This is a genomic window from Streptomyces sp. NPDC002520, assembly GCF_053595235.1.
In genome coordinates this window covers 109,735-131,436 of record NZ_JBSFXG010000026.1, presented here as the reverse complement: position 1 = coordinate 131,436, position 21,702 = coordinate 109,735, and the positions used below count along the sequence as shown (strand labels likewise).

At 69.7% G+C, this 21,702-nt stretch carries 12 protein-coding genes; 7 read left to right on the top strand and 5 right to left on the bottom strand.

What is annotated here, in order from left to right; all coding sequences use genetic code 11:
• Positions 1–188: 188 nt before the first annotated feature.
• Positions 189–890 carry a hypothetical protein gene (locus ACWD5D_RS30470; protein WP_451375978.1) on the top strand — a complete coding sequence of 234 codons (702 nt, stop codon included), beginning with the start codon at positions 189–191 and terminating at the stop codon, positions 888–890.
• An 86-nt stretch (positions 891–976) separates the two neighbouring features.
• Here the strand turns inward: ACWD5D_RS30470 and ACWD5D_RS30465 are convergent, their stop codons facing one another.
• Together ACWD5D_RS30465 and ACWD5D_RS30460 are read right to left on the bottom strand one after the other, a co-directional pair.
• Positions 977–1,180 carry a DUF397 domain-containing protein gene (locus tag ACWD5D_RS30465; RefSeq protein WP_451375977.1) on the bottom strand — a complete coding sequence of 68 codons (204 nt, stop codon included), beginning with the start codon at positions 1,178–1,180 and terminating at the stop codon, positions 977–979.
• Positions 1,177–2,025: a helix-turn-helix domain-containing protein gene (locus ACWD5D_RS30460; RefSeq protein WP_451375976.1), complete on the bottom strand. Its 849-nt coding sequence runs from the start codon at positions 2,023–2,025 to the stop codon at positions 1,177–1,179. The genes ACWD5D_RS30465 and ACWD5D_RS30460 overlap by 4 nt, the downstream gene beginning before the upstream one ends.
• Positions 2,026–2,247: 222 nt before the next feature.
• Here ACWD5D_RS30460 and ACWD5D_RS30455 point away from each other — a divergent pair, with 222 nt between their 5' ends.
• Positions 2,248–2,718: an ATP-binding protein gene (locus ACWD5D_RS30455; protein ID WP_451375975.1), complete on the top strand. Its 471-nt coding sequence runs from the start codon at positions 2,248–2,250 to the stop codon at positions 2,716–2,718.
• A gap of 98 nt (positions 2,719–2,816) precedes the next feature.
• Positions 2,817–5,069: a CCA tRNA nucleotidyltransferase gene (locus ACWD5D_RS30450; protein WP_451375974.1), complete on the top strand. Its 2,253-nt coding sequence runs from the start codon at positions 2,817–2,819 to the stop codon at positions 5,067–5,069.
• A gap of 79 nt (positions 5,070–5,148) precedes the next feature.
• Here the strand turns inward: ACWD5D_RS30450 and ACWD5D_RS30445 are convergent, their stop codons facing one another.
• Together ACWD5D_RS30445 and ACWD5D_RS30440 are read right to left on the bottom strand one after the other, a co-directional pair.
• Positions 5,149–6,231, bottom strand: a complete 1,083-nt coding sequence (locus tag ACWD5D_RS30445; RefSeq protein WP_451375973.1) for a DNA polymerase III subunit beta family protein — start codon at positions 6,229–6,231, stop codon at positions 5,149–5,151.
• A gap of 88 nt (positions 6,232–6,319) precedes the next feature.
• Positions 6,320–6,490 (bottom strand): hypothetical protein, encoded by a 171-nt coding sequence (locus tag ACWD5D_RS30440; protein ID WP_451375986.1) that lies wholly within the window; start codon positions 6,488–6,490, stop codon positions 6,320–6,322.
• Between the two features lie 324 nt (positions 6,491–6,814).
• Between ACWD5D_RS30440 and ACWD5D_RS30435 the strand changes: the two genes are divergently transcribed.
• Complete coding sequence (locus tag ACWD5D_RS30435) at positions 6,815–12,754, top strand: AAA domain-containing protein (protein WP_451375972.1); 5,940 nt, start codon at positions 6,815–6,817, stop codon at positions 12,752–12,754.
• Positions 12,755–12,864: 110 nt separating this feature from the next.
• Here the strand turns inward: ACWD5D_RS30435 and ACWD5D_RS30430 are convergent, their stop codons facing one another.
• Positions 12,865–15,036: a UvrD-helicase domain-containing protein gene (locus tag ACWD5D_RS30430; RefSeq protein ID WP_451375971.1), complete on the bottom strand. Its 2,172-nt coding sequence runs from the start codon at positions 15,034–15,036 to the stop codon at positions 12,865–12,867.
• Positions 15,037–15,214: 178 nt separating this feature from the next.
• Between ACWD5D_RS30430 and drmA the strand changes: the two genes are divergently transcribed.
• The 3 genes from drmA to drmC are packed head-to-tail and all read left to right on the top strand — an operon-like array spanning position 15,215 to position 21,692.
• Positions 15,215–19,039, top strand: a complete 3,825-nt coding sequence (gene drmA, locus ACWD5D_RS30425) for a DISARM system helicase DrmA (RefSeq protein ID WP_451375970.1) — start codon at positions 15,215–15,217, stop codon at positions 19,037–19,039.
• Positions 19,036–20,931: a DrmB family protein gene (drmB, locus tag ACWD5D_RS30420; protein ID WP_451375969.1), complete on the top strand. Its 1,896-nt coding sequence runs from the start codon at positions 19,036–19,038 to the stop codon at positions 20,929–20,931. Before drmA ends, drmB begins: the two co-directional genes overlap by 4 nt.
• Positions 20,928–21,692, top strand: coding sequence for a DISARM system phospholipase D-like protein DrmC (gene drmC / locus ACWD5D_RS30415; protein WP_451375968.1), 765 nt, complete (start codon positions 20,928–20,930; stop codon positions 21,690–21,692). The genes drmB and drmC overlap by 4 nt, the downstream gene beginning before the upstream one ends.
• The last annotated feature ends 10 nt before the right edge of the window (positions 21,693–21,702 follow it).

Below are 21,702 nucleotides of genomic sequence, written 5' to 3'. Positions count from 1 at the left end.
TCCACGGTCACGGAGCGTAGGAACTCACATGATCGCGCAGGCCCGTGCCTGCACCTGCATCCAGCCCCTCACACCCGCCTATCCGCGCACGCTCTAAGTTCAGCAAGTCGGCTCGCGAACAATGGTGGCTGTACGAGCGCAGTCGGCCGGAACTCTACGGGCTTCTTGAGGGGTTGGAGCGGTGCATCGTGATCACCCTCGTGAGCAAGGTTGTCATGCCGGTGATGGTGTCAACGGGCCCCGTCTTTGCGCATAAGCTGGGTGTTTTCGCCTCCGACGACCCAGCCCTCTTCGCCTCCCTCAGCAGCGCCCCGCACTACTGGTGGACCATTGATAGAACATCGACGCTGGAAACCCGGATTAACTACAGTCCAACCGACGTCTTCGAAACCCTGGTCCGACCCCCACTGACCGACCGCCTCCGGGCCGCCGGAACCCGCCTGCACACTTACCGCAGCGACCTCATGAGGGCCCGGAACATGGGCCTCACCGCGACCTACAACCTGTTCCACGACGCCGCCTGCCAGGGCTCCGCGATCACCGAACTTCGCGCCATCCACGAGGAGATTGACAAGGCGACCGTGGAGGCGTACGGCTGGCATGATCTGTTGGACGAGTCGGGGCAGACGGCGCCCGCCGACCCGACCCACGAGCCGTTTCCGCTGGAGCACGGCTTCCACGACACGGATCAAGGGCCGCGCTACACCATCGGCCTGCTCGCTCGGACCGAGATCATCGACCGGCTGCGCCAGTTGAACCATCAGGCGTACGCCGACGAGGTCTACCTCGGCAAACATAAGAAGCCGAAGAAGCACCCCGGCATGCCCAGGCCCTCCGCTGCGGCGATCAAGAAGCTCCAGGACGGCGTGACCAGCGGGCACTTGTTCTGACGGGCTGGGCGCGCCCCGTACCCAAGCGGCCGGCTACCCCTCCGTCGAGAGGGGAGGCCGGCCGCCCCGGTGTGGCGTTCGCGCGCTCAGTCACATGCGTACGCCACGAACTCCGTCCAGCTCGTGTCGGCGACCCGCAGGCCCGGTCGCCCGGTGTCCTTCGAGTCCCGGACCCGCACACACTCGGGCGTCATAGCGACCTCCACGCAGTCGCCGCCGCCCGAGCCGCTGTAGCTGCTCTTGAACCAATGCAGCTCGTCCACGTTCTCGGATACCTGCTCCACGCTCATGTCCTCCCCGCCAGCCGTTCGATGAGCCGCGCAGACTCGATGGCGTTCAAAGCCTGCGATCGCAGCTTGCCATACCGCAGCCCGAAGGAGCTGACCTCCGCCGGATCACGGACGACGCACCCGACTTCCTGGGATTCCACGTAACCAAGCTGTCGATGTTCGTTTGTTTCCAGCACGACGAACGGCCCGTTCAGGCCCGAGTGGAACCCCGGCGAGGCGGGCATGACCTGCACCTCGACGTTCCGCTGCGCACCTACCTCCAGCAAGCGCTGCCACTGTGCCCGCATGACGTCCCCATCGCACACCGGGTTCTGCAACGCCTCCTCACTCACGATGAACGACAGCTCCGCCATCGGCACCCGCGTCAGCAGCTTCTGGCGGCTCAGCCGTGCATCCGTGTGCTGGTCGACGGTCTCCTCGCTCAGCGGCGGGCAGTGCCCGGCGAACAGGGTTCGCGCGTATGCCTCCGTCTGCAACAACCCCGGCACCAACAGCGGATCGTAGGAGCACCGACTCACCGCCTCCGCCTCGAGCAGCGCGAAGCTTCGGAAGAACCGCGGCAGCTTTGCCCGGTCCACCTCGTCCTGCAACACCTCCAGGACTCCGCCCGCATCCAGCACCCGTTCCGCCGCCGTCGTGAACACCGCCTTGGCCGGACGCCGACCCTGCTCGACCGAGGCGACCTGTTCCACCGAGTAGCCGATGGCGTCCCCGAGTTCCTGTTGGGTCAGCCCGGCCTGCTTACGCAGATGCTGGAGCAGCCTGCCGTAGGACGACCACGCCCCCGGCAGGTCGCCGCCCTCCTCCTTCGTCCTGACCGCACGACCGTTCTGCGTGTCCCGCACCGCCCTCACGCCCTTCCGTCCCGGAGTGCCCCCGCGCGCACACCATTGGGGGGTAATGTCCAACGTCGACCCGAACGCCCGGGACACGGCCCCGGACCCGTACAACGCCCGTACAGGACCAGTACAACCAAGGCGAGCACGCACTACCCACCCCGTACGACCAGGGCGGCGTACGGCCGGAGTACCTGGCCACCTGCGTCCCCGCCCGTCCACGCTGGCACCGTGACGCAACACCAGATCACCCACGAGTCCGGTACCCCCGCCCGCCAGTTGAGCCTGCGCTTCAGCAGCACCAGACGGGGCGCCCGGCTGGCACGCCAACTCGCCGTCCAGCAGTTCACCGAGTGGACCGGTCTCCCGCACGACTCCCACACCGCGCGTGCCGTCGCCCTCGTCACGGCGGAGCTGGCGGCCAACGCGATCACTCACGGCAGCCTTCCCGGCCGGGACTTCCGGCTGACGCTCCTTCTCCTGCCCGCGCCCACCGTTCGCATCGAGGTGACGGACACCCGCCCGGATCGCCTTCCACGTCACCCCGCTGCCGACCCGGCGCCGCCTGCCGACGCCGCGTCGGGCCGTGGGCTGCTCCTCGTCGAGGCGTATACGGAGCGCTGGGGCTGCGTCCGTCACGATCCCTGGACGAAGATCGTCTGGGCGGACGTGCCAGTAGCGGAGTCAACTCTTGTGAACTAAGTGCATGGAGGTAATACTGTCCTGGCGTGGACGCTCCCACACCAGGAGCGTGTGGCCCTCTGGTGGCCTTCGCGTGACACATGAGGGGGCGCGCTCAGATGGCATGGGCCGAGACGGACGAAGACACCCGCAAGGTACAGACCGCCGTTCTGGGCGGATCCGACGGGCATCGGCCTGTCATCCTTCCCTATGACAAGGAAGCCGCCGAGCGTCTGAGGAAGATCCACGGCGCCGATGCCTTCAGCTGTGGTGTCCTGCTGGGCGGGTGCGGCAAGGTGCTGACTCTGCGCGCCTGCGGTGACAGGAAGTCCCACTTCGCCCACCGCCCGCCTGTACGGTGCGGTCGTACCGCCGTGGGGGAGAGCAGCGCAGACCACCTGTACATCGGAGAAGCGCTCGTCAACTGGCTTCGCAGACAAGGGCAGCCGAAAGTCAGGGCCACGTACGTCCAGCAGATGCGTGCCCGCAGCGACTCGGTCGAGATCCGATTCGGTGCGAAGGGGAAGCGCCGCCTTCTACACGTACAGATGGCCCGCCGCTCCTTCTCCGAGTGGAAGGACGACGGACGGAGACTCGAAGCCCCGCCCGGCGGGCGCTCGACGATGCGCACGTACGGGCCGGAGAGCGAGCTCGCGCTGTACGAGGTGCAGGCTGCCGGTTACGCACTGCGCTTCCGGTGCGAGACGCGCGACGGCACACGCACCGTGTTGATCGGTACGCAGTCACCTGATCACAAGGTCGAGTGGACGTCTCTCGACCGCTGCCGCCTCAGTGACGCAGGGCTTGTGACGCCGTCGCTCGAACTGGCCCCGGATGGTGAGATCCTGCGTTTCAGGAGCGCGAAACTCCCGGCAACGCCGGGAGAGCCGTCACGGGCCGCCGCTTCCCCCTCGCACGAGCCGGCTGCCGCCGTGCCCGACGAACCGGTCGATCCGCGTCTGAAGGCAGCACGGGCAGGACTCCCGCCGGTCGTCGACGATCTCCTCCGCCGCTTCACCACCGCGGGGTCGAGCCTCGTGCTGGTCGGTGCCTCCGCGCGGAACGCGCTGTCGGGGCGCGTCGGGCGGGAACTCGAGTTCGCCACGGACGCCGACGTGCCACAGGTGCGGCAGATCATTCGCCGCTGGTCGGAGGACGTCCGGGAGTACCGGGAGGGCAGATTCAGAGGCGTGAGTCTCAGCAAGAACGTGGGTGGCGACAGCTACACCATGCGGATCAGCGCGTGCCCGGTGTCGGCGGCGCGAGGCGGCGACGTCTCGCAGTCGCCGCTCGGAGCACGCGAACAAGCGCTGAAGGCCTACCTCCGGCGCCGTGACTTCACGGTCGACGCCATGGCCCTCGGACTCTCACGCGTGACTCTGACAGACCCCTTCGGCGGTCTGCGGGACCTGGAGCGGGGCGTGCTGCGCACGCCGCGCACACCTACGGCGTCGATCTCCGCGGATCCGTTGCTGATGCTTCGAGTGGTTCGCCACGCCGCCCAGCTCGGCTTCGAACCGGTACCGGAGCTGAGGGCCGCGATGAGCGCGATGGCTGCGCGGATCTCCGCGATCCCCGCTGAGCAGGTGCGGGAGGAGTTCGCCGGCACCATGCTCGCAGCTCGGCCCGGTCCCGGTCTGCGGCTGTTCGTCGACACGGGACTCGCCGAACACGTTCTTCCGGAACTGCCCGCCCTGCGGTTCGAAAGCGCCGAGCATCACCGTCACAAGGACATCTACGAGCACACGCTGACGGTCCTGGACCAGGCCATCGCTCTCGAAACGGACGGGCCCGACCTGACACTGCGCCTGGCGGCGCTGCTGCACGACATAGGCACGCCACGTACCCGCCGGATCGGCCGGGACGGCCGCGTCTCCTTTCACCATCATGAGGTGGTGGGCGCCAAGATGGCCCGGCGGCGCCTGCGTACCCTGATGTTTACGAATCAACTGATCGAGGACGTCGCCCGGTTGGTGGAGCTGCATCTCCGGTTCCACGGATACGTCGAGGAGAAGTGGACCGACCCGGCCGTCCGTCGCTACGTGCGCGACGCGGGCCCGCTGATCGACCGGCTGCACAAGCTCACCCGCGCCGACTGCACGACACGGAACCAGCGGAAGGCGACAGCGCTCGCACGCGCCTACGACTCCCTGGAGGAGCGCATCGAGCGACTCGCGGTCGAGGACGAGCGGCAGTCCGCCCGCCCGGACCTCAACGGCCACCAGATCATGGAGATTCTCGGAATCCGTCCCGGCGCCGAGCTGGGAAGAGCGTACGAGCACATGCGGCAGCTTCACATCGAGCAGGGCCCCATGGATTTCGAGACGGCCAGAGTGGCTCTGCTGGAATGGTGGGCGCGGCGGGATCGCTGAATCCGCTCCCGCGCCCCCGAGACACCGAGACACCGAGGATCGCGTGGGTCAGGTACCGGCTGTCGTCGAAGCGGCCGAGTCAGTCCTCCAGACGCACCGGCATGAGCAGCGAGAACGCGTCCTCGTCGTCGGCCCGGCGGATCGCGACCGGTGCCGTGGGGGCGCCGAACTCCAGGATCAGCTGATCCCGGGCCCCGGCGCCGAGCGCGTCCAGCAGGAACTCGCGGTTGACGGCGACACGGTCCTGGCCGTCGTCACCGTCCTCGCAGAGGGTCACGGTGCCGTCGTCCGCCATCCTGAGCACACTGAGGTCGTAGGACACACCGTCCTGTTCGCGCACCTCGCTCGGGCGGACGGGACCGGTCTCGAGCGCGTGCCGGAAGTCCCGCACGTCGATGAGTGCCCGTCGCCCGGACGGGAGGGGGACGAGACGGCGGTAGTCGGGGAAGTCGTACGCGAGGCACTGGCCGGCCGCCTGCCGGTCGCCGGCCTCCAGTGTCACGCGGTCGCCGTCCACACCGAGGTGTACGCGGCTCTCGCCGTTCAGCAGTGCCCGCATCGCGTCCGCGAGCGGGGCGGGCAGGACGACCTGAACACGGGGCCCGCCGTACCCGACGGTGGGCGAGTGCGCGACAGCCATCCGGTACCGGTCGGTGGCGACGACGCGGAGCGAGTCCTTCTCCACGTCGAACAGGACACCGCCGAGCATCGGCAGCTCGGGGTCCGTACTGGCGGCGAAGCGGACCGCGTCCAACGCGGCGGCCAGCTCGGGCGCGGGGACGGACAGCTGGACGGTGGCCGTGCGGAGCGAGGTCATGGGGTTCTCCCTGTGATCGAGTAGGGCTCGGAGCGTGGAGAACTCGGTGCGGGCATCGGACAGCCCTGATGCGAGACGGCGCAGGTGCGCTTCGAGCAGCGTGCGCACCAGGTCCGGGTCCGTGCCGGACCAGCCGGCCAGCACCAGTCTGATGTCCGCGAGGGGCATTGCGGCCCGACGCAGCGTGGCCAGCACCCGAGCCTCGTCGAGCTGCTCGGGTGCGTACCAGCGGTAGCCGCTGACCGGATCCACCCAGGCGGGGACCAGCACGCCTGCCCGGTCGTAGAACCGGAGCGCGCTCACGCTCAGTCCGCCGTCGCGGGCCATCTCCCCAATGCTGCGCATCTCGTTCTCCACACCGGAACTCTGAGCCCTCGACAAGGTCGAGGGTCAACCTCGGTCATGGCCCCTATGCCTCGCTCAGGCAGGCCCCTCAGTCCCGCTGTGCCAGATCGAGCGCCGCCACACCCACGAACCAGTCGAGCACCTCGCAGATCGCGTCGCTGTGCTCCCTGCCCCAGCTGTACGTCCGTTGGTAGAGGGGCACCTGGAACTGCTTGTCCCCCTGGACGAGTTTGAGGAAGGTGATCTCCTGCGCGCGCATGCGCTTCCTTTCCCTGCCGGACGGGTGCGGCCTGGCGGAGGCCGCAGGTGACGACGGTCGCTCAATCTACCGTGAACTCAGTCAACGACACCTAGTTATGGGGCGTTTGCCGCTGCTGAGCAGAGCCTGAATCGGTGGCAGTTCATGGCGGCGATGTCTCGTTCTGTCATGTCTCTTGAGGTGTTGCTGATACTCTCCGGTGCGTGTGCTCAGTTCACACTCGAGTCGACGTGATGGGAGTGCGTCGTGCGCTCGGGTTGGCCGGAGCGGCGGATTGACACCAGGCGGCCACCCGAGTGGCCCTGAGATGCATGGGGGTGGCGCGTGAGCCAGGGTGGGAATGGCCTCGGCGACGGTGTACAGCTGGTCGGTTCCGTCTATCACTACGACGACGGGCTGCACGTTCGCGTCGACAACGTGGTGCCGTACGAGCTGGTCGACCCGGAGGGGTCCTATGGATACCGGCAGGGTGACGATCTCGTCCGATGCAGCCTGTTCCTGAGTAACGGCACCAACGGACCCGTCGACCTCGACGGCATCTCCCTGCTGGTACGCGGCGGCCCGTACGGCAAGACGGGGCGTCAGATACGGGACCACAGGACCGAACTGCTCGACGAGGAACTCGCAGGCACCCTGCTCAAGGGGCGCCGGGCATCGGCGACCTGGGCCTACAGCATTCCGGCCGACACCGCCGGTGAGCTGGACATCGAAGTGAGGTTCCCGAGCTCGCACGGGCGCGGGAGCATCGTCTTCACGACGACGAGCGCCGCTGTGTCCGCGCCGGCCGAGCCCCGGACAACGGCCGTGCGGACGACGCGATCAGGCGCGCTCCCGGACCAGGCGGCGTTGTTCGGGGAGCAGCAGCCGTCCCTGTTCACCGACACTGGCGTACTCGGTTCCATACCGGCGCAGCCCCTGGGTCCGGACCGCGCGAGCAATCCCGCTGTGGCGCGGCCCGCAGGACCGGAGACGCCCACCACTCCCGCCCGGCCCCAGGAGATGTCCGCCGACGAGCTCGACGCGACCCGCGTTCGCCAGATCTTCCGGTTCCTCGCAGAGGCGGAGGAGTCGAAGGCGCGGCCCGTCCGCACGCTCGACGGCGCCGCCGGAACCGTGTGGTTCGAAGAACTGCCCGATGCTCCCGAGGTCGCGGTGATGCTCGACGGGCCCCTCGGCGCCGATGAACCGGCCTGGCTGACGCTGCGCCGCCCCGACCGCGAGGAGGTCCCGCACCCCAAAGCGCTGCTCGCGCCGTGGGTCGACGAGACCCGTATCCGCGACTTCAAGCAGACTCGCGCCCCGCATCTGCGTCGGCGGATCGAACCCGCGTTCCCGGACTGGTCCCGGGGAATCCCGCTCGAGAAGACGTACCACGATCTCGACGACCATCCGAAGCGGGAGAAGATCGAGAAGCTCTACGCCGCCTGGGAGCAGGACTGGCTGGCCTGGGCCGCGCGGCGTCGTGCCATCGACCCCGTCGTCAGGCTCTACGACCGGCTGCACAAGATGCACGAGGACGCCGCCAACCTCGGCGAGGCCTACGAACTCGTGCTGGGGCTCGGCCGGCTCACCTGGCAGACGGCCGGTGGTCAGCGCGTGGAGCGTCACCTGGTCACTCATCGGGCGACCATCCAGCTCGACCCGGCCTCCGGCACCCTCACCGCTGCCCCCGACCCGACCGGCGTGGGCCTGGAACTGGAAGAGGGGATGCTGGAAGGAGCGCAGCACGTCCCGGGTCCGGTGCGGGAACGGATCGTCGAGGTGCTCGAAGAGGCGTCCGACGTCACCGACCCCGCACACCTCGACGCCGTACACACCGCCCTGCGCAGCTGGGTCAACGCGGCGCACAGCGCCGGGAGTTACTCGCCGGCCGTGGAACGCGCGCGGCCGCGCACGCTCGACGTGCCCCAAGTGGGACTCACACCGGCGCTCGTCCTGCGCGAGCGCAACCGAAGGTCCACACTTGACGCCCTCAAGGCCATCGCCCGTCAGGTCGACACCGGTACACCGCCCACCGAACTGCTCGGTTACATCGCCGGCCGTGACGGGGCGCTGACCGCGGCCGACCTCGCGGCGGCCGAGGACGACGGGACGGAGACCGGCACCGGCGAGATGTACTTCGCGCTGCCCGCCAACGAGGAGCAGCGCACCATCGCCGAACGCCTGCGCGCCAACCGGCTCGTCGTGGTGCAGGGCCCGCCCGGCACCGGGAAGACGCACACCATCGCGAACCTGGTCACGGACCTGCTCGCCCAGGGCAAGCGGGTTCTCATCACCAGCCACACTCCACGCGCCCTGCGTGTGCTGAGGGACAAGCTGCCCGAGAGCATCCGCGACCTGTGCGTGAGCCGTACCGAGGACGGTGCGGCCGCCCAGCGGGAGCTCGAAGCGTCCGTACAGAAGATCCTCGGTGAGTACGCCGGTTACGATCCCAAGGCGTCGCAGAAGGAGATCCGTACGCTCCAGGCGCGGCTCGCCTCCGCCCGGTCGGCCCAGCAGGCCATGCTGCGCGACCTCGCCCTCCTGCGCGAGCAGGAGACCCACCGCTTCGAGGCGGAGATCGGTGACTACGCCGGCAGTCTCCAGGAGATCGCCGAGCGCCTCACCGCCGAGGGCAAGCGCCACGACTGGCTCGGGCAAGTTCCTCAGGAACAGCCCTCTCTGAGCGCCGACGACGTGCTGAGGCTGCTGCACGCCACGCGTACCTTCACTCCACACCACCGCGCCCTGGCGGCCGAGGTGCCCGGACCCTCCGAACTGCCCGGCCCCGGTGACTTCGAGGACGCCGTGAACGTGGTGCGTTCGGCCGAGACGGCGCACGAGGCCGTACGGCAGGACCCGCTGAGCCGGCAGTACGACACGGCCGTGCGTGGCCTGAGCGAAACCGAACAGCAGCGGCTGACGACGGCTCTCGACGCGTTCTCCGCGGCGCGGGCCCGCGCCGCGTCCCTCGCGGCCGCCTGCGGTGAGTGGGCCGGGGCGCTCCTGAGCGAGGTGACCGCAGGCCAGGACTGGCAGACCCGCAGCCGTCAGGCCGCCGTCACCGACGTCCTCGCGGCGGTCGACGCCTCGCTCGCCACGCTCGGTACCGCGATGGTCAGCGGTCTGGAGCAGTACGATCCGGCCACCGCGCTCGCTCAGGCCACCACCCTGCACGACGGACTCGCCCAGGGGCAGAAGCTGCGTGGACCGCTCGGCACCCGCTCGAAACTGGCCAAGGCCGTCGGAGGGTTCGTACAGGCCGTGCGGGTCGACGGGCGGACTCCCGAGGACGCCGCGACCGCGGCGGTCGTCGTCGCCCGCGTCCAACTCGAGCTTCGCCTGGCACAGGTGGAGGCCGAGTGGGGCACTCCCGCCGGCGCCTGGCAGGGGCACGGGCCGCGACTGGCTCGCCTGCGGCAGGACGCCGAGGCGATCGAGGCTCTGCTCGCCCTCGCCGCCGCCCGCACCGACGTGCTCACCTCTGCCGCCACGTCGCCCGAACTCGCCGTCGCCACCTGGCACGACACGTCGGTCGAGAACGCCGTGCGCGCACTGCTGCGCGCGGCGACAACGCTGCGTGCCGCCGAGCAGTCGCGCAAGGTGATCGCTGACACCGAGGAACTGCTGCGCTCCTGGAGCGAGCGGCCCGGTGCGGCACCTGTCGTCGCCCGCGCATTCGACGTCGTCCGCGCCCAGAACCCTGAGGGCTACCGGGAGTTCAGTGACGAAATCGCCGAAGTGCGTGAGGCCGCCCGGCTCCGGGCCGAGCAGCACGCCGCGCTCACCCGGGTGCGAGAGACGTTCCCCTCGCTCGCCGAGCGCATCACCGGCACCCCGGAAGACACCGCTTGGGACGCCCGGCTGCCCATGCTCGCCGAGGCCTGGGCCTGGTCGGCGTGGCGCGAGCGGATGGAGCGGCTGACCGACCCGGAGGCCGAGCGAGTGCTGCGCCGCCGCCTGACGGAGGCCGACGACGAGGCGCGCATCATGCTCGCCAGGCTCGCCGCCGCCCGAGCCTGGCACCGCTGCCTCGGGCTGCTCACCGGCGACCAGTCCCGTGCCCTCAGCGCGTACCAGCAGGCCGCCCGCCGCATCAGCGGCAAGTACCAGCACCGCTACCGGCGCGACGCCCAGGCCGCACTGCGCAAGGCGCAGACGGCGGTGCCGGCCTGGATCATGCCGCTGCACCAGGTGGCGGAGACCGTGCCCATGGACCGGCCTGGCCTGTTCGACGTCGTCATCGTCGACGAGGCCAGCCAGTCCGGCCTGGAGGCCATGCTGCTGAGCTGGCTCGCCGACCGGATGGTGGTCGTCGGCGACAGCAAGCAGGTCAGCCCCTCGAACGTCGGCCTCAAGCAGGACGAGTACTTCCACCTGCGGGACCGGCTGCTCACCGCGCTCGAGCCCGACGTCCGCAGCCTCTTCGGTCCCGACTCCAGCTTCTTCGACCTCACCGAAGCGCTCTCCGCCGGCCGCGGCACGCTCATGCTCAAGGAGCACTTCCGGTGCATGCCGGAGATCATCTCCTTCTCCAACGAGCTCTGCTACAACCACCGGCTCCAACCGCTGCGCCAGTACGGTGCCGACCGGCTTCCTCCGGTGCGGACCATGCACGTCGAGGACGGCGAAGCCGTCGGCGCCAACGACCGGCTCGTCAACACCGCCGAGGCCGAGGCTCTGGTGGACGCGATCGTGCGCTGCTGCGCCGACCCCGCCTACGACGGCAGGACCATGGGCGTCATCAGCCTCCGCGGCACCAAGGGGCACCTGACCGAACTGGAGAACCAACTCGCCGAACGCCTCGCCTACGAGCAGCGCGAGGAGCGGCGCATCCGGATCGGCGACGCGGAGGACTTCCAGGGCGACGAGCGGCACGTCATGTTCGTGTCCTGCGTCAACTCGGCCACCACCGCCGCCGGGACCGTGCCGGGCGGCTTCAACGGCAAGACCTACGAGCAGCGGCTCAACGTGGCCGCCTCCCGCGCCCAGGACCAGCTGTGGGTGTTCCACAGCGCCCGCCCGGAGCAGTTCCACGAGAACGACCTGCGTCGGCGGTGGCTCGATCACCTCACCCGGCCCGCGGAGGAGGACACCGTCGCGGTCGAGGGCGAGGTACGGCCCGATGTCCGCCACGAGTCGTTCGACAGTCTGTTCCAGCAGCAGGTGTACCTGGAGCTGACGGCCCGCCGTTACCGCGTGCGACCCGGCTACCGGGTGGGCCGCCACACCCTCGACCTGGTCGTCGAGGGCGGTACCCGCAGACTCGCGGTCGCCTGTGACGGTGACGCCTTCGCCGACGGCGAGGACGCGTCCACCGCGGCCGCCCGGCAGCGGGACCTGGAACGTGTCGACTGGACCTTCGTCCGGATCCGTGGCAGCCGCTTCCACCTCGACCGCGAGCAGGCGCTGGCGCCGCTCTGGACCGAACTGGAGCGGCTGGGTATCGAGCCGCTGCCCGAAGAGCAGGAACCGCCGCGGCAGGCCGTTTCGGCGGCTCAGTCGCCGACCGAGGAATCGCCGACCGGGGAATTGCCGGAGGAGCAGGGTCGGACGACGCGGGAGCAGGGCCGCGAGGTCACGAAGCGGGACGACACCGCCGGGGCCACCGCCGAATCACCGGCCCACGGTGACACGCCGGAGCGGCCCAGTACGCCCGGTTCCGCGCCTGCCGACGCTCGGGCGACCGCGCAGCCCCCACGCGGGGACTCCGCGTCGGCCCAGGTCTCCACGCGGAGGTCCGCCCCGGTGTCCGCCCCCGCGCCCCGGTCCGTTGAGCCACAACCGCCCCGAGTGCACCCGCTGTCCGGTCCCGGCGCACACAGCTCTCTTCCGGTTCGGGAGATTCCCGCCGCCGCTTTTCACCGGCTGCTCCGCGAGATGCAGGAGTTGCAGGTCGCGGTGGAAACACCGGATGAGATGCCCGGCGGGGTGGACGCCGCGAATCTGGTCTTCCTCAGAAAAACCCTGGCCGATCAGCGTGATCGTCGTACGAAGCGCCTCGGTTTCCTGCGGACGTTCGTGGATGCCGTCTCCGCCGGGCGGGACGTGCCGGTGCCGGAGGTGATCTTCCCGGGCGCCCTGCTGGTGCTGGAGTTCGACGGGCGGGTCGACTACGACACCGTGTACACGGTCGCTGAACTGTCCACCGAAGAGGCGGAGTTCATCTCCCCGTCGTCGCCGTTGGGGCACGCGTTGATGTGGCAGCCGGTGGGGCGTCAGATCTCGTACGACGTCTCCCAGGGCAAGAGCCATGCGGTCGTCGTCCGGGAGATCAGGGTCTGACGGCGGGACGGAACGCAGACGGAGACGGAGCCGGAGAGAGTCTCCGGCGACGGCGGGCCTGGGTGCTCCGGACCCTGCTCCAGGGTCTGGGGCACCCAGGCCCGCCTGGCTCACCCCGCGACGGGGTCCAGCATGCGGCTGCGATCCCCGCTCCAAGAGACCGCCAGCGCGTCGCGGGCCCGCGTGCACGCCACGAACAGCAGACAGTGCTCGGCCAGCAGATCCGACTGGTGCTGGACGGCATCGACCTCGGCAGGCGTCACCTGCGGTGCGAACGGCAGGACACTGGACGTCACGCCCACCACCGCCACGCACCGGAACTCCAGCCCCTTCATCGCGTGCATGGTGGCGACGCGCACTCCGGACACGTCGGGCCCGGGATTGTCCTTGACCGCCACCGCGGGGATGCGTTCCCGCCGCAGCCGCGCGATGACCGCGTCGACCATGGTGTTGAACCTGGCGCACACCGCGACCTCGGACGGCTTGACCCCGTCCTGCTCGATCCAGATGCGGACCTGCTCGGCCAGCGCCCTCAACTCGTCGTCCTGACTGCCGTGTCCGCGTGCCGTCGGAATGCGGCCGTGCAGCTGGGATCGGTAACCGCCCAGGGAGTCTTGGCCGCCGTCATCGTCGTCGTCCTCGCCGAGCCGGCCCACCGGCTGACCGTCGAGCAGGGACGCGGACCAGCGCAGGATCTCCTCCGTGCTGCGGTAGTTGAGGCGGAGCCGGGACGTGCGTCCCCGGACGTTGATGCCCAACGAGCGCAGGGAGACACGGGAGTCGTAGATACGCTGATGAGGGTCGCCGACCAGGAACATGTCATCGGCCTGGGCGGCTGCGCAGGCGCGCAGCACGCGCCACTGGGCCGGATGCAGATCCTGCGCCTCGTCCACGACGACATGGCGGTAGCGCGGTGCGCTCTCGGCGAGGATGCGCGCCGCCTGGTCGCAGAGCTGCGTGTACGTCGCCGAGTCGCGCGAGGTGAGGTCCTGCGTGAACCGCTCCATCACCCGCCACAGCCGGGCTCGTTGCACCCTCCCGACCTGCGTGCCGCGTCCCCGCCGTACACAGCGCAGGTACTCCTCGGGCGTGCGCAGTCCCTGTGCCAGGACGACGTTGCGGAACTCCTGGGACAGGAACTGTTCCGTCCAGGGCGTTTCCTCGCGAGCGATGGCACGGGTCCAGGCGCTCTTCTCGGCCGCAGTGGAAAGGGGCTTCGGGGAACTGCCCTTCGCCTCGCGTATGACGCGCGCGGCGAGCGCGTCCACCGTCGTGACGTCGACGCGCTCCAGCAGATGGGCGTCCGTGTCGCCGAGCAGCAGCGCGAGGCTGTCCCGGAGTGCGGCTGCCATGGCGTTGGTGAAGGTGGTCAGCAGGATGCGGTCCCCTTCACGGCCCGTGCGCAGCAGGTGCCGTACGCGGTGCAGGGCGACCACCGTCTTGCCGGTGCCGGGACCGCCGGTGACCTGGGCGGGCCCGTTGAAGCCGGGGTGGTAGGCGTAGCGGCGTTGGGCGGGGTGGAGGAAGATCCGCCAGCGGGTGAAGTCCTCGGTGAGGATGCGTTCCAGTTCGCCGGGACCCGTCACCTCCACGATGCGGTCGGTCGTGTTGAGGACCGCCTCCGTGAGTGTGACCGCCGGACGGTTCTCCGCCGTGCGCACCGTCTGCCCCCGCGGAGCGATGAGCTGCTCCCAGACGTCCTCGGCGGAGCAGCCGGCCGCCAGGAACTCCAGGACCTCGTACTGGTCGGCGGGCATCATGGGCGGCGCCATGACGTTCAGGTCCTCGACCGTGACACAGACCCGGGCCAGCCGCAGCACCTGGGTGTCGATGCCGAGGTCCCGCAGAACGGTGTCGGAGTGCCCCGCGAAGAGACGGGTGGGGGTGTTGTCCGCCTTCGTCTCGAAGTAGGTCTCCATCTGCTCGAGAGCCTCGACGTTGCGCACCTCCAGGCCGCCGGTGGCACCGTTGACCGAATAAGCGCGCTTGCAGGCCCAGTTGATCGCCTCGTCGTGCGGGGCGACCCGCAGGAGCGTGAACAACTCGCTTCCGTCGTCGGGGGCCAGGAGCACACCGCGGTAGGACTTGGTGATGCGAATGGTGCGGATCCGGGGGTCGCGTGCCCGCTCGAGCTTCTCCAGATGCATGCCCTTGCTCGCGTGGAGTTGAGGGACGGTCAAGCTCCGGAACATCTGGATGGCGTCGTTGACTTCTTTCTGGACCGGTCTCTGCAACGAGATGAGATCCGCGACGAATTCGTCGGAGAGAGCGAGTCGGGGCATGGGCGTCCTCGGTGACGGATGGGTGCGGTCGGAACCACCCTAGAGACTCCGGCCGGGTGAAGCGACGAGACCTCGGATACTTATTGTGTGAACTGAGTCAACGATCTATTGTTCATGTGCTGCCGCACGTTCGGTCTCCGCTCGTGCTTCCTCGGATCCGTCCGAAAGGACCCACCGCATGTCGGCCCAGCCTGCTCAGGCCGCTGTCCCGCATCCCCTCGACGAGGTGCCCCAGACGTTTCGCGCAGGGGACTCCTATGAGGTTCGGGACGGATTGGTGACCTACATCCGCCGTGATCTGCTCGGCCCCTGGGATGGCGAGACCGAAACCCTGCCGAGTGCCTCCTCCGGCCCGCGGGACCGGTACCTCGTGGGCATGCTCGGTCCGCGGCCCCGGACCGTCACCTCCGACGGGATCGCGCTCGCGGCCGCCCAGAGCGCGGACACAGAGTCCGGCGACGAACAGGAGGGCGACGACACCGAGGTGCAGGACCGGTTGACCCCGCAGGCCGCCGGCCACATCTGGGCGTCGTCCATGGGGATGTCCTTCACGGTGCCCGCCTCCGTCGGCACGCTCAGCATCACCGTCCGGTGGGGTCGCTACACGCAGTCGGAGGAGGCGACGGACCGTGGCACCACCCGCAGGGTCTGGTCGCGTGAGCCCGTCGAGCACCCGGTGGACATTGATGTGACGGGTGCGGCGGACAGGACCGTCGAGCTCGACGGGGGAGCGGTCGTCCTCGACGTGCAGGTGCGAAGGCACGCCGGTCGGGCCGGAGCCGAGGATCTGCGCGTCGTCGAACTGGCCCTGGTGAACCGGCAGCAGGACAGCAGCGAGGCACGCGACGCCCACTGGCTCTTCCAGACGGAGATCGACGTCACCGCCTTTCCGGACGACCAGGCCGCCGTCTTCCTTCCGGTCGACGACCCGCTCGACCCGGCCAATCGGGGCAACGGCGCCGAAGACGCGGAGGAACGCAAGCTCCGGCTCCTCTACCGGGACAGCCTCAGCCACGCCAAGGGCCGTAATGTCGCCGTACACGCCCACGTGCGCGACGGCGAACGCAACGCGCACCGCCTCACGACCACGTGGCTGCCGGAGTACGACGTCCGGGCCACCACCGCGCCGGTACTGGCGGATCAGGACCTGCTCCGCGGACTCGAACTCGGCATGGACGAGCTCGCGGCCCTCGCGGTGCCCGCCCGCCGGACCGAACTGAGCGCCGCCCTCGCCCCGCTTGCCGACGGCTACGGATCCTGGCTCGAACAGCAGCGCAAAGAGGCCCGCACACTCCCTGACGACCTGCGCGCATCGGCCGACGTCGCCATCGACCAGGCACTGGACGTCTGCGACCGCATCACCCTCGGCATCGACAAACTCGTGGCCGACGACACCGCGTTGGAGGCCTTCCGGTTCGCCAACCGGGCCATGGCGCTCCAGCGTCGCAACACCGCGATCGCCGCGGCCCGCGCCGGACGCGAGGACGACCGAGCCTCCTATCAGGAGGCGTACGACAAGGTCCACGCCAAGGGGAAGGAGGCCGCCAGCTGGCGCCCCTTCCAGCTGGCCTTCGTGCTGTTGAACCTCGACTCCCTGAGCCGGCTCGGACACCCCCACCGTGGCACGGGCCGCGAGGCACTCGTCGACCTGCTGTTCTTCCCGACCGGTGGCGGCAAGACCGAGGCCTATCTCGGTCTCGCCGCCTACACGTTCGCGCTGCGACGCCTCCAGGGCACGGTCGGCACGGGGACGGAGGCGCGCAGCGGCGAAGCGGGCGTCGGCGTCCTCATGCGCTACACCCTGCGTCTGCTCACCGCCCAGCAGTTCCAGCGAGCCGCGGCGCTCGTCAGCGCCTGCGAAGTACTGCGCCGCGAGGAGTTCGCACGGGACGTCCGCTGGGGGGCCACACCGTTCCGGATCGGGCTGTGGGTGGGAACCTCCGTCTCGCCCAACTGGTTCGACGAGGCAAAGGAACAGATCGCCGAGGCCCGGGAGAACGCGAGCGACAAGCACGCCCGCGTCCTTCAGGTCCTCACGTGCCCGTGGTGCGGAACCGGGCTGACGGCCCGCTCCCACATGGAGTACGACGAAGGGCGGCGCCGCGTCCTGCTGTACTGCCCGCGAGGTGAGGGCGAGGACCGCTGTCCCTTCTCCCGGCGCGAGTCGCCCGGCGAGGGCATCCCGGTGCTCACGGTCGACGAGGAGATCTACCGGCTGGCGCCGTCCCTGCTGATCGCCACCGTGGACAAGTTCGCCCAACTGCCCTGGAACGGCTATGCCGGCCTGCTGTTCGGCAGGGTCACCGAGCTGTGTCCGCGGCACGGCTACCGGCACGACGACCTCGACGCCAAGACCGGCTGCGGCAGCCGCCACAACGCCAGGGGAGACCTGCCCGGCGTCACCGCTCAGCCCGTGACCCGCCTGCGGCCCCCGGACCTGATCATCCAGGACGAGCTGCACCTGATCTCCGGTGCCCTCGGTACGACCGTCGGTCTCTTCGAATCCGCCGTCGACCAGCTGTGCACCTGGAGCGTCACCGACGCCCAAGGCCACCGCCACGAGACCGGCCCCAAGATCGTCGCCTCGACGGCGACCACCAAGCGCGCCGCGGACCAGGTGCTGGGCGTCTTCGGGCGCAAGGTCGCGATCTTCCCGCCGCAGGTCCTCGACGTCAAAGACACCTTCTTCTCCCGGCAGGTCGAGCTGAGCCGCCAGAACCCCGGTCGGCGCTACCTGGGCGTGTGCGCACACGGCACTCGCCTCAAGGCCGCCGAGATCAGGGTCGCCGAGATCCTGCTGCTGGCCGGGCAGCAACTCTTCGACGACTACGGCACACCGGCGGACCCGTACCTGACCCTGGTCGGCTATTTCAACGCGACCCGTGAACTCGCGGGCATGCGACGGTACATGGACGACGACATCACGACCCGTGTCCGCTCCAACGGCAGCCGCAGGGGCGAGGACACCCTCGCTGACCGCATCGTCAGCCGCACCGGCATGCTCGGCATCCAGGAACTGACCTCCCGCATCTCCTCCTCCGACATCGGCGCCGCCCTCAAGCGCCTGGAGGTCGAGTTCGACCCCGAACGCGACACGTCGGAGCGGCGCCGTGCCTTCCTGCGCGAGTACGCCGTCGCCGCGAAGGAGAAGCGGGAACCCCGCGCCGCCATGACGCCGCTCGCCCGGCAGGCGGTGGACGTCGTCCTCGCCACCTCCATGCTGCAAGTGGGCGTGGACGTCTCCCGGTTCGGCCTGATGCTCGTCGTCGGCCAGCCCAAGAACACCGCCGAGTACATCCAGGCGTCCTCGCGCGTCGGCCGTGACGCCTCGCGCCCCGGCCTCGTCGTGACCCTCTACAACTGGTCACGTCCCCGGGACCTCGCCCACTACGAGGACTTCGAGCACTACCACGCCACGTTCTACCGCCAGGTCGAAGCCCTCTCCGTCACCCCCTTCACCCGCCGCGCCCTGGACCGGGGCGTCGCCGCCACCTACGTCGCTGCGCTGCGCCAGGCGGCCTACGACACCTCGCGCAACCTGGACGCCCACCACGTGGATCTCGACGGCCCTCTCGCCAGGGACGTCGAGCGCCGGCTGCTGGAACGCGCCGAACGGGTGGGGACCGAACGAGCCCGTCAGTATCTGAGCGAGCGGCTGGACCGGCTGAAGGACGAGTGGCGCCGCAAGCGGGACGAGAACAGCTCGGCCCTCGGCTACCGCAAGGAAAAGCACAAGACCACCGTCGTGAACGGGCTGCTGCGACGGGCGGACGGCTCCCGGTGGACCGACCTGACCGTCGGCATGTCGATGCGCGAGACGGAGAACGAGATCAACCTCCTGCTGCCCGGGGGCGAAGCCTTCCTCGACGATCCCTCGGGAGGTGGCCCGGACTGGAACTTCGGGGCGGTGGACACCCGGGCCGACCGAGATGCGACGGACACCGTGGACAGCGACGAATACGGACCCACCACTGCGGACACGCCCAGGAGGGCACAGCGATGACCACCAGGACCAACCGCAGGGTCGGGGCCGTCCGCCCCAGCCATCTCATGTTCACCGCTGGTGTCGGCTCCCTCGTCGACCTGCCCAACTTCTCCGTTCTCGTCAGGGGACTCGACGCCTGGAGCTACACGGGCATCACCGACTACGACATCGACGAACCCCGGCTGCGCGCCGCCGTCAACCGCTCGCTCCAGCGCTACGGGCGCGGGCAGATCGAGCAGTTGCGAGCGGCCCCCTGGCTCGAGGGCGGCGACACCGACCCGAGGGGCTGGGCGGCTCAGGGAGTCGGAGTGCCCGTCGCACCGTTTCCGCAGTGGCTGCGCTGCACCGCCTGCAACATCCTGGCCGCCATCGACTCTGACGAGTTCGCCTTCCACAACGGCAATCCGCGCACACCGCACGAGGCCAAGTTCGTCCACGACTGCAAGCGGGGCAAGAAGCCGCTCGCCGTGGCCGCCCGCTTCACCCTCGTCTGCACCGCCGGCCATCTCGACGAGTTCCCTTACACCGCGTACGTCCACCACGGGCAGGCGTGCGGAAAGATCCCGCGGCCCAAGCTGCGTATGAAGGACCACGGCGGAAACCAGGCCGCCAACGTCACCATCGAATGCGTCGCCTGCGGCGCGAAGCGCAACATCCGCGAGGCGATGGGCGAACGCGGGCGCCGTCACCTGCCCCAGTGCCGCGGTCGCCACCCGCACCTCGCTAGCTATGAACCGAACGGCTGCGACCGTGACTCGGTCCTGATGGTGGCGGGCGCCTCCAACCAGTGGTTCCCGCTCACCCTCAGCGCGCTCGCCCTGCCCAAGGGGCAAGGCGGCGACATCGACAAGCTGCTCGAGGACCACTGGCCGGAACTGGAGAAGGTGGAGGACCGCGCTGAGCTCACCTTCATGGCGCGTCTGCCCCAGTTCGGCTTCCTCAAGGAGTTCGACGCGGACGCCGTCTTCGCCGCGATCGCCGCCCGCAAGAAGGGAGTCGGCGGGCCGGCCCCTTCCGCCCCCGACGTGCAGGCCGACCTCTTCCGCCCCGAATGGGACGCCCTCTCCGGCCCGGTGCCCCCGCCCAGTGACGACTTCGCTCTGCGACCGGTCACCGTACCCGCGCCGCTGGACGAACTCTTCTCGGACGTCCGGCAGGTCGAGCGGCTGCGTGAGGCCCGTGCGCTGATCGGCTTCAGCCGCCTCGACGCCCCTGATCCCGAGTCGCCGGAGATCGCTACCCGCGTGGACCTGTCCCGGGGCACCCAGAACTGGGTACCGGCCAGCGAGGTCCGCGGCGAGGGCGTCTTCCTGCGCGTGCGGGACGACCTCATGGCGGACTGGGTGACGCGCATGGAGAAGTCACCGCAGATGGAGGCCCACAAGGAGGCTTACGGCCGGTTCCGCACCAACCGCAAGTCCGACCGGAAGACGAGCGACTTCGACCCCTTCCACGGCTGGCCCGGCGCTCGCTACATCGCCCTGCACACCCTTTCGCACCTGCTGATCCGCACCATCGCCCTGGAGTGCGGCTACAGCTCGGCCTCGCTGGCCGAGCGGATCTACGCCGGCGACGAACACAACCCGCGGACGGGGATCCTGATCTACACGGCGGTACCCGACTCCGAGGGCACCCTCGGCGGCCTGGTGTCCCTCGCGGAGGAGCGCGAGTTCTCCCGCATCGTCCGCCGCGCCCTGGCCGACGCCGGTCACTGTTCCGCCGACCCGCTGTGCTCCGACCGCCTGCCCCACGACCCGGGCGACTACCTGCACGGAGCGGCCTGCCACGTCTGTCTTTTCGTCTCCGAGACCACCTGCGAGCGCGCCAACCGGTTCCTCGACCGCCGCTTCCTCGTTCCCCTGTCCGCGGACCGGGAGCAGATACTCACACCGGCCAGTCTGCTTTCGTGAGCCGGCGCGCGTTCGAGGCCGCGGCGGAGGCTGCCGTCGCGGCCCTGGGCCTGCCCCGGAGCAAGGAACTCGCCGGCCTGCTGGCACGGCGAGCCGGCAAGGAGCGGGCCCTGACCGAGCTGACCGCCCCAGGGGCCGAGGCCGCCGTCACGGCGCTGTACGACGCCATGGAGCGGGATGCGGTCCCGCTCACCGAGGCAGCCGCCTACGTGCGCGGCTATGCCGCGGCCATGCTGAACGCCCGGGACAGGGTGCGGGTCCGCACCGTCTGGACCGGCCCCTCGACGCCCGCGGTACCGGTGCGGGCGACTGCCCAGGTACTCGTCGACGTCATCGACGATGCCCGTGACGAACTGCTGGCCATGACCTACGCGGCCCGCCCGTACCCGGCCCTGACCCGGGCTCTCACGTCAGCCGCAGAGCGAGGCGTGACCCTTCACGTCGTGGTCGAGACGCTGACCGGCGCGAGGGGCCTGCTCCAGGGCCGGGAGCCGGCCGAGGCGTTCGCGTCCGTCCCCGGGCTGACCCTTTGGCACTGGGCCCGAGGCTCGGCCGACCACCCTCACTCGCGCCAGCACGCCAAGCTCGCGGTTGCCGACCGCCGTACGCTGTTCCTGGGCAGCGCCAACCTGACCGAGTCCGCGGCTCACCGCAACATCGAGGCGGGAGTGCTGGTGACCGGTGGCGAGGCGCCGAAGCGCGCGGCGGAGCACATCGTCGAGTTGCAACGTCTGGGCGTTCTGAGGTCGTTCCGGCCGTGAAGCCGGATCG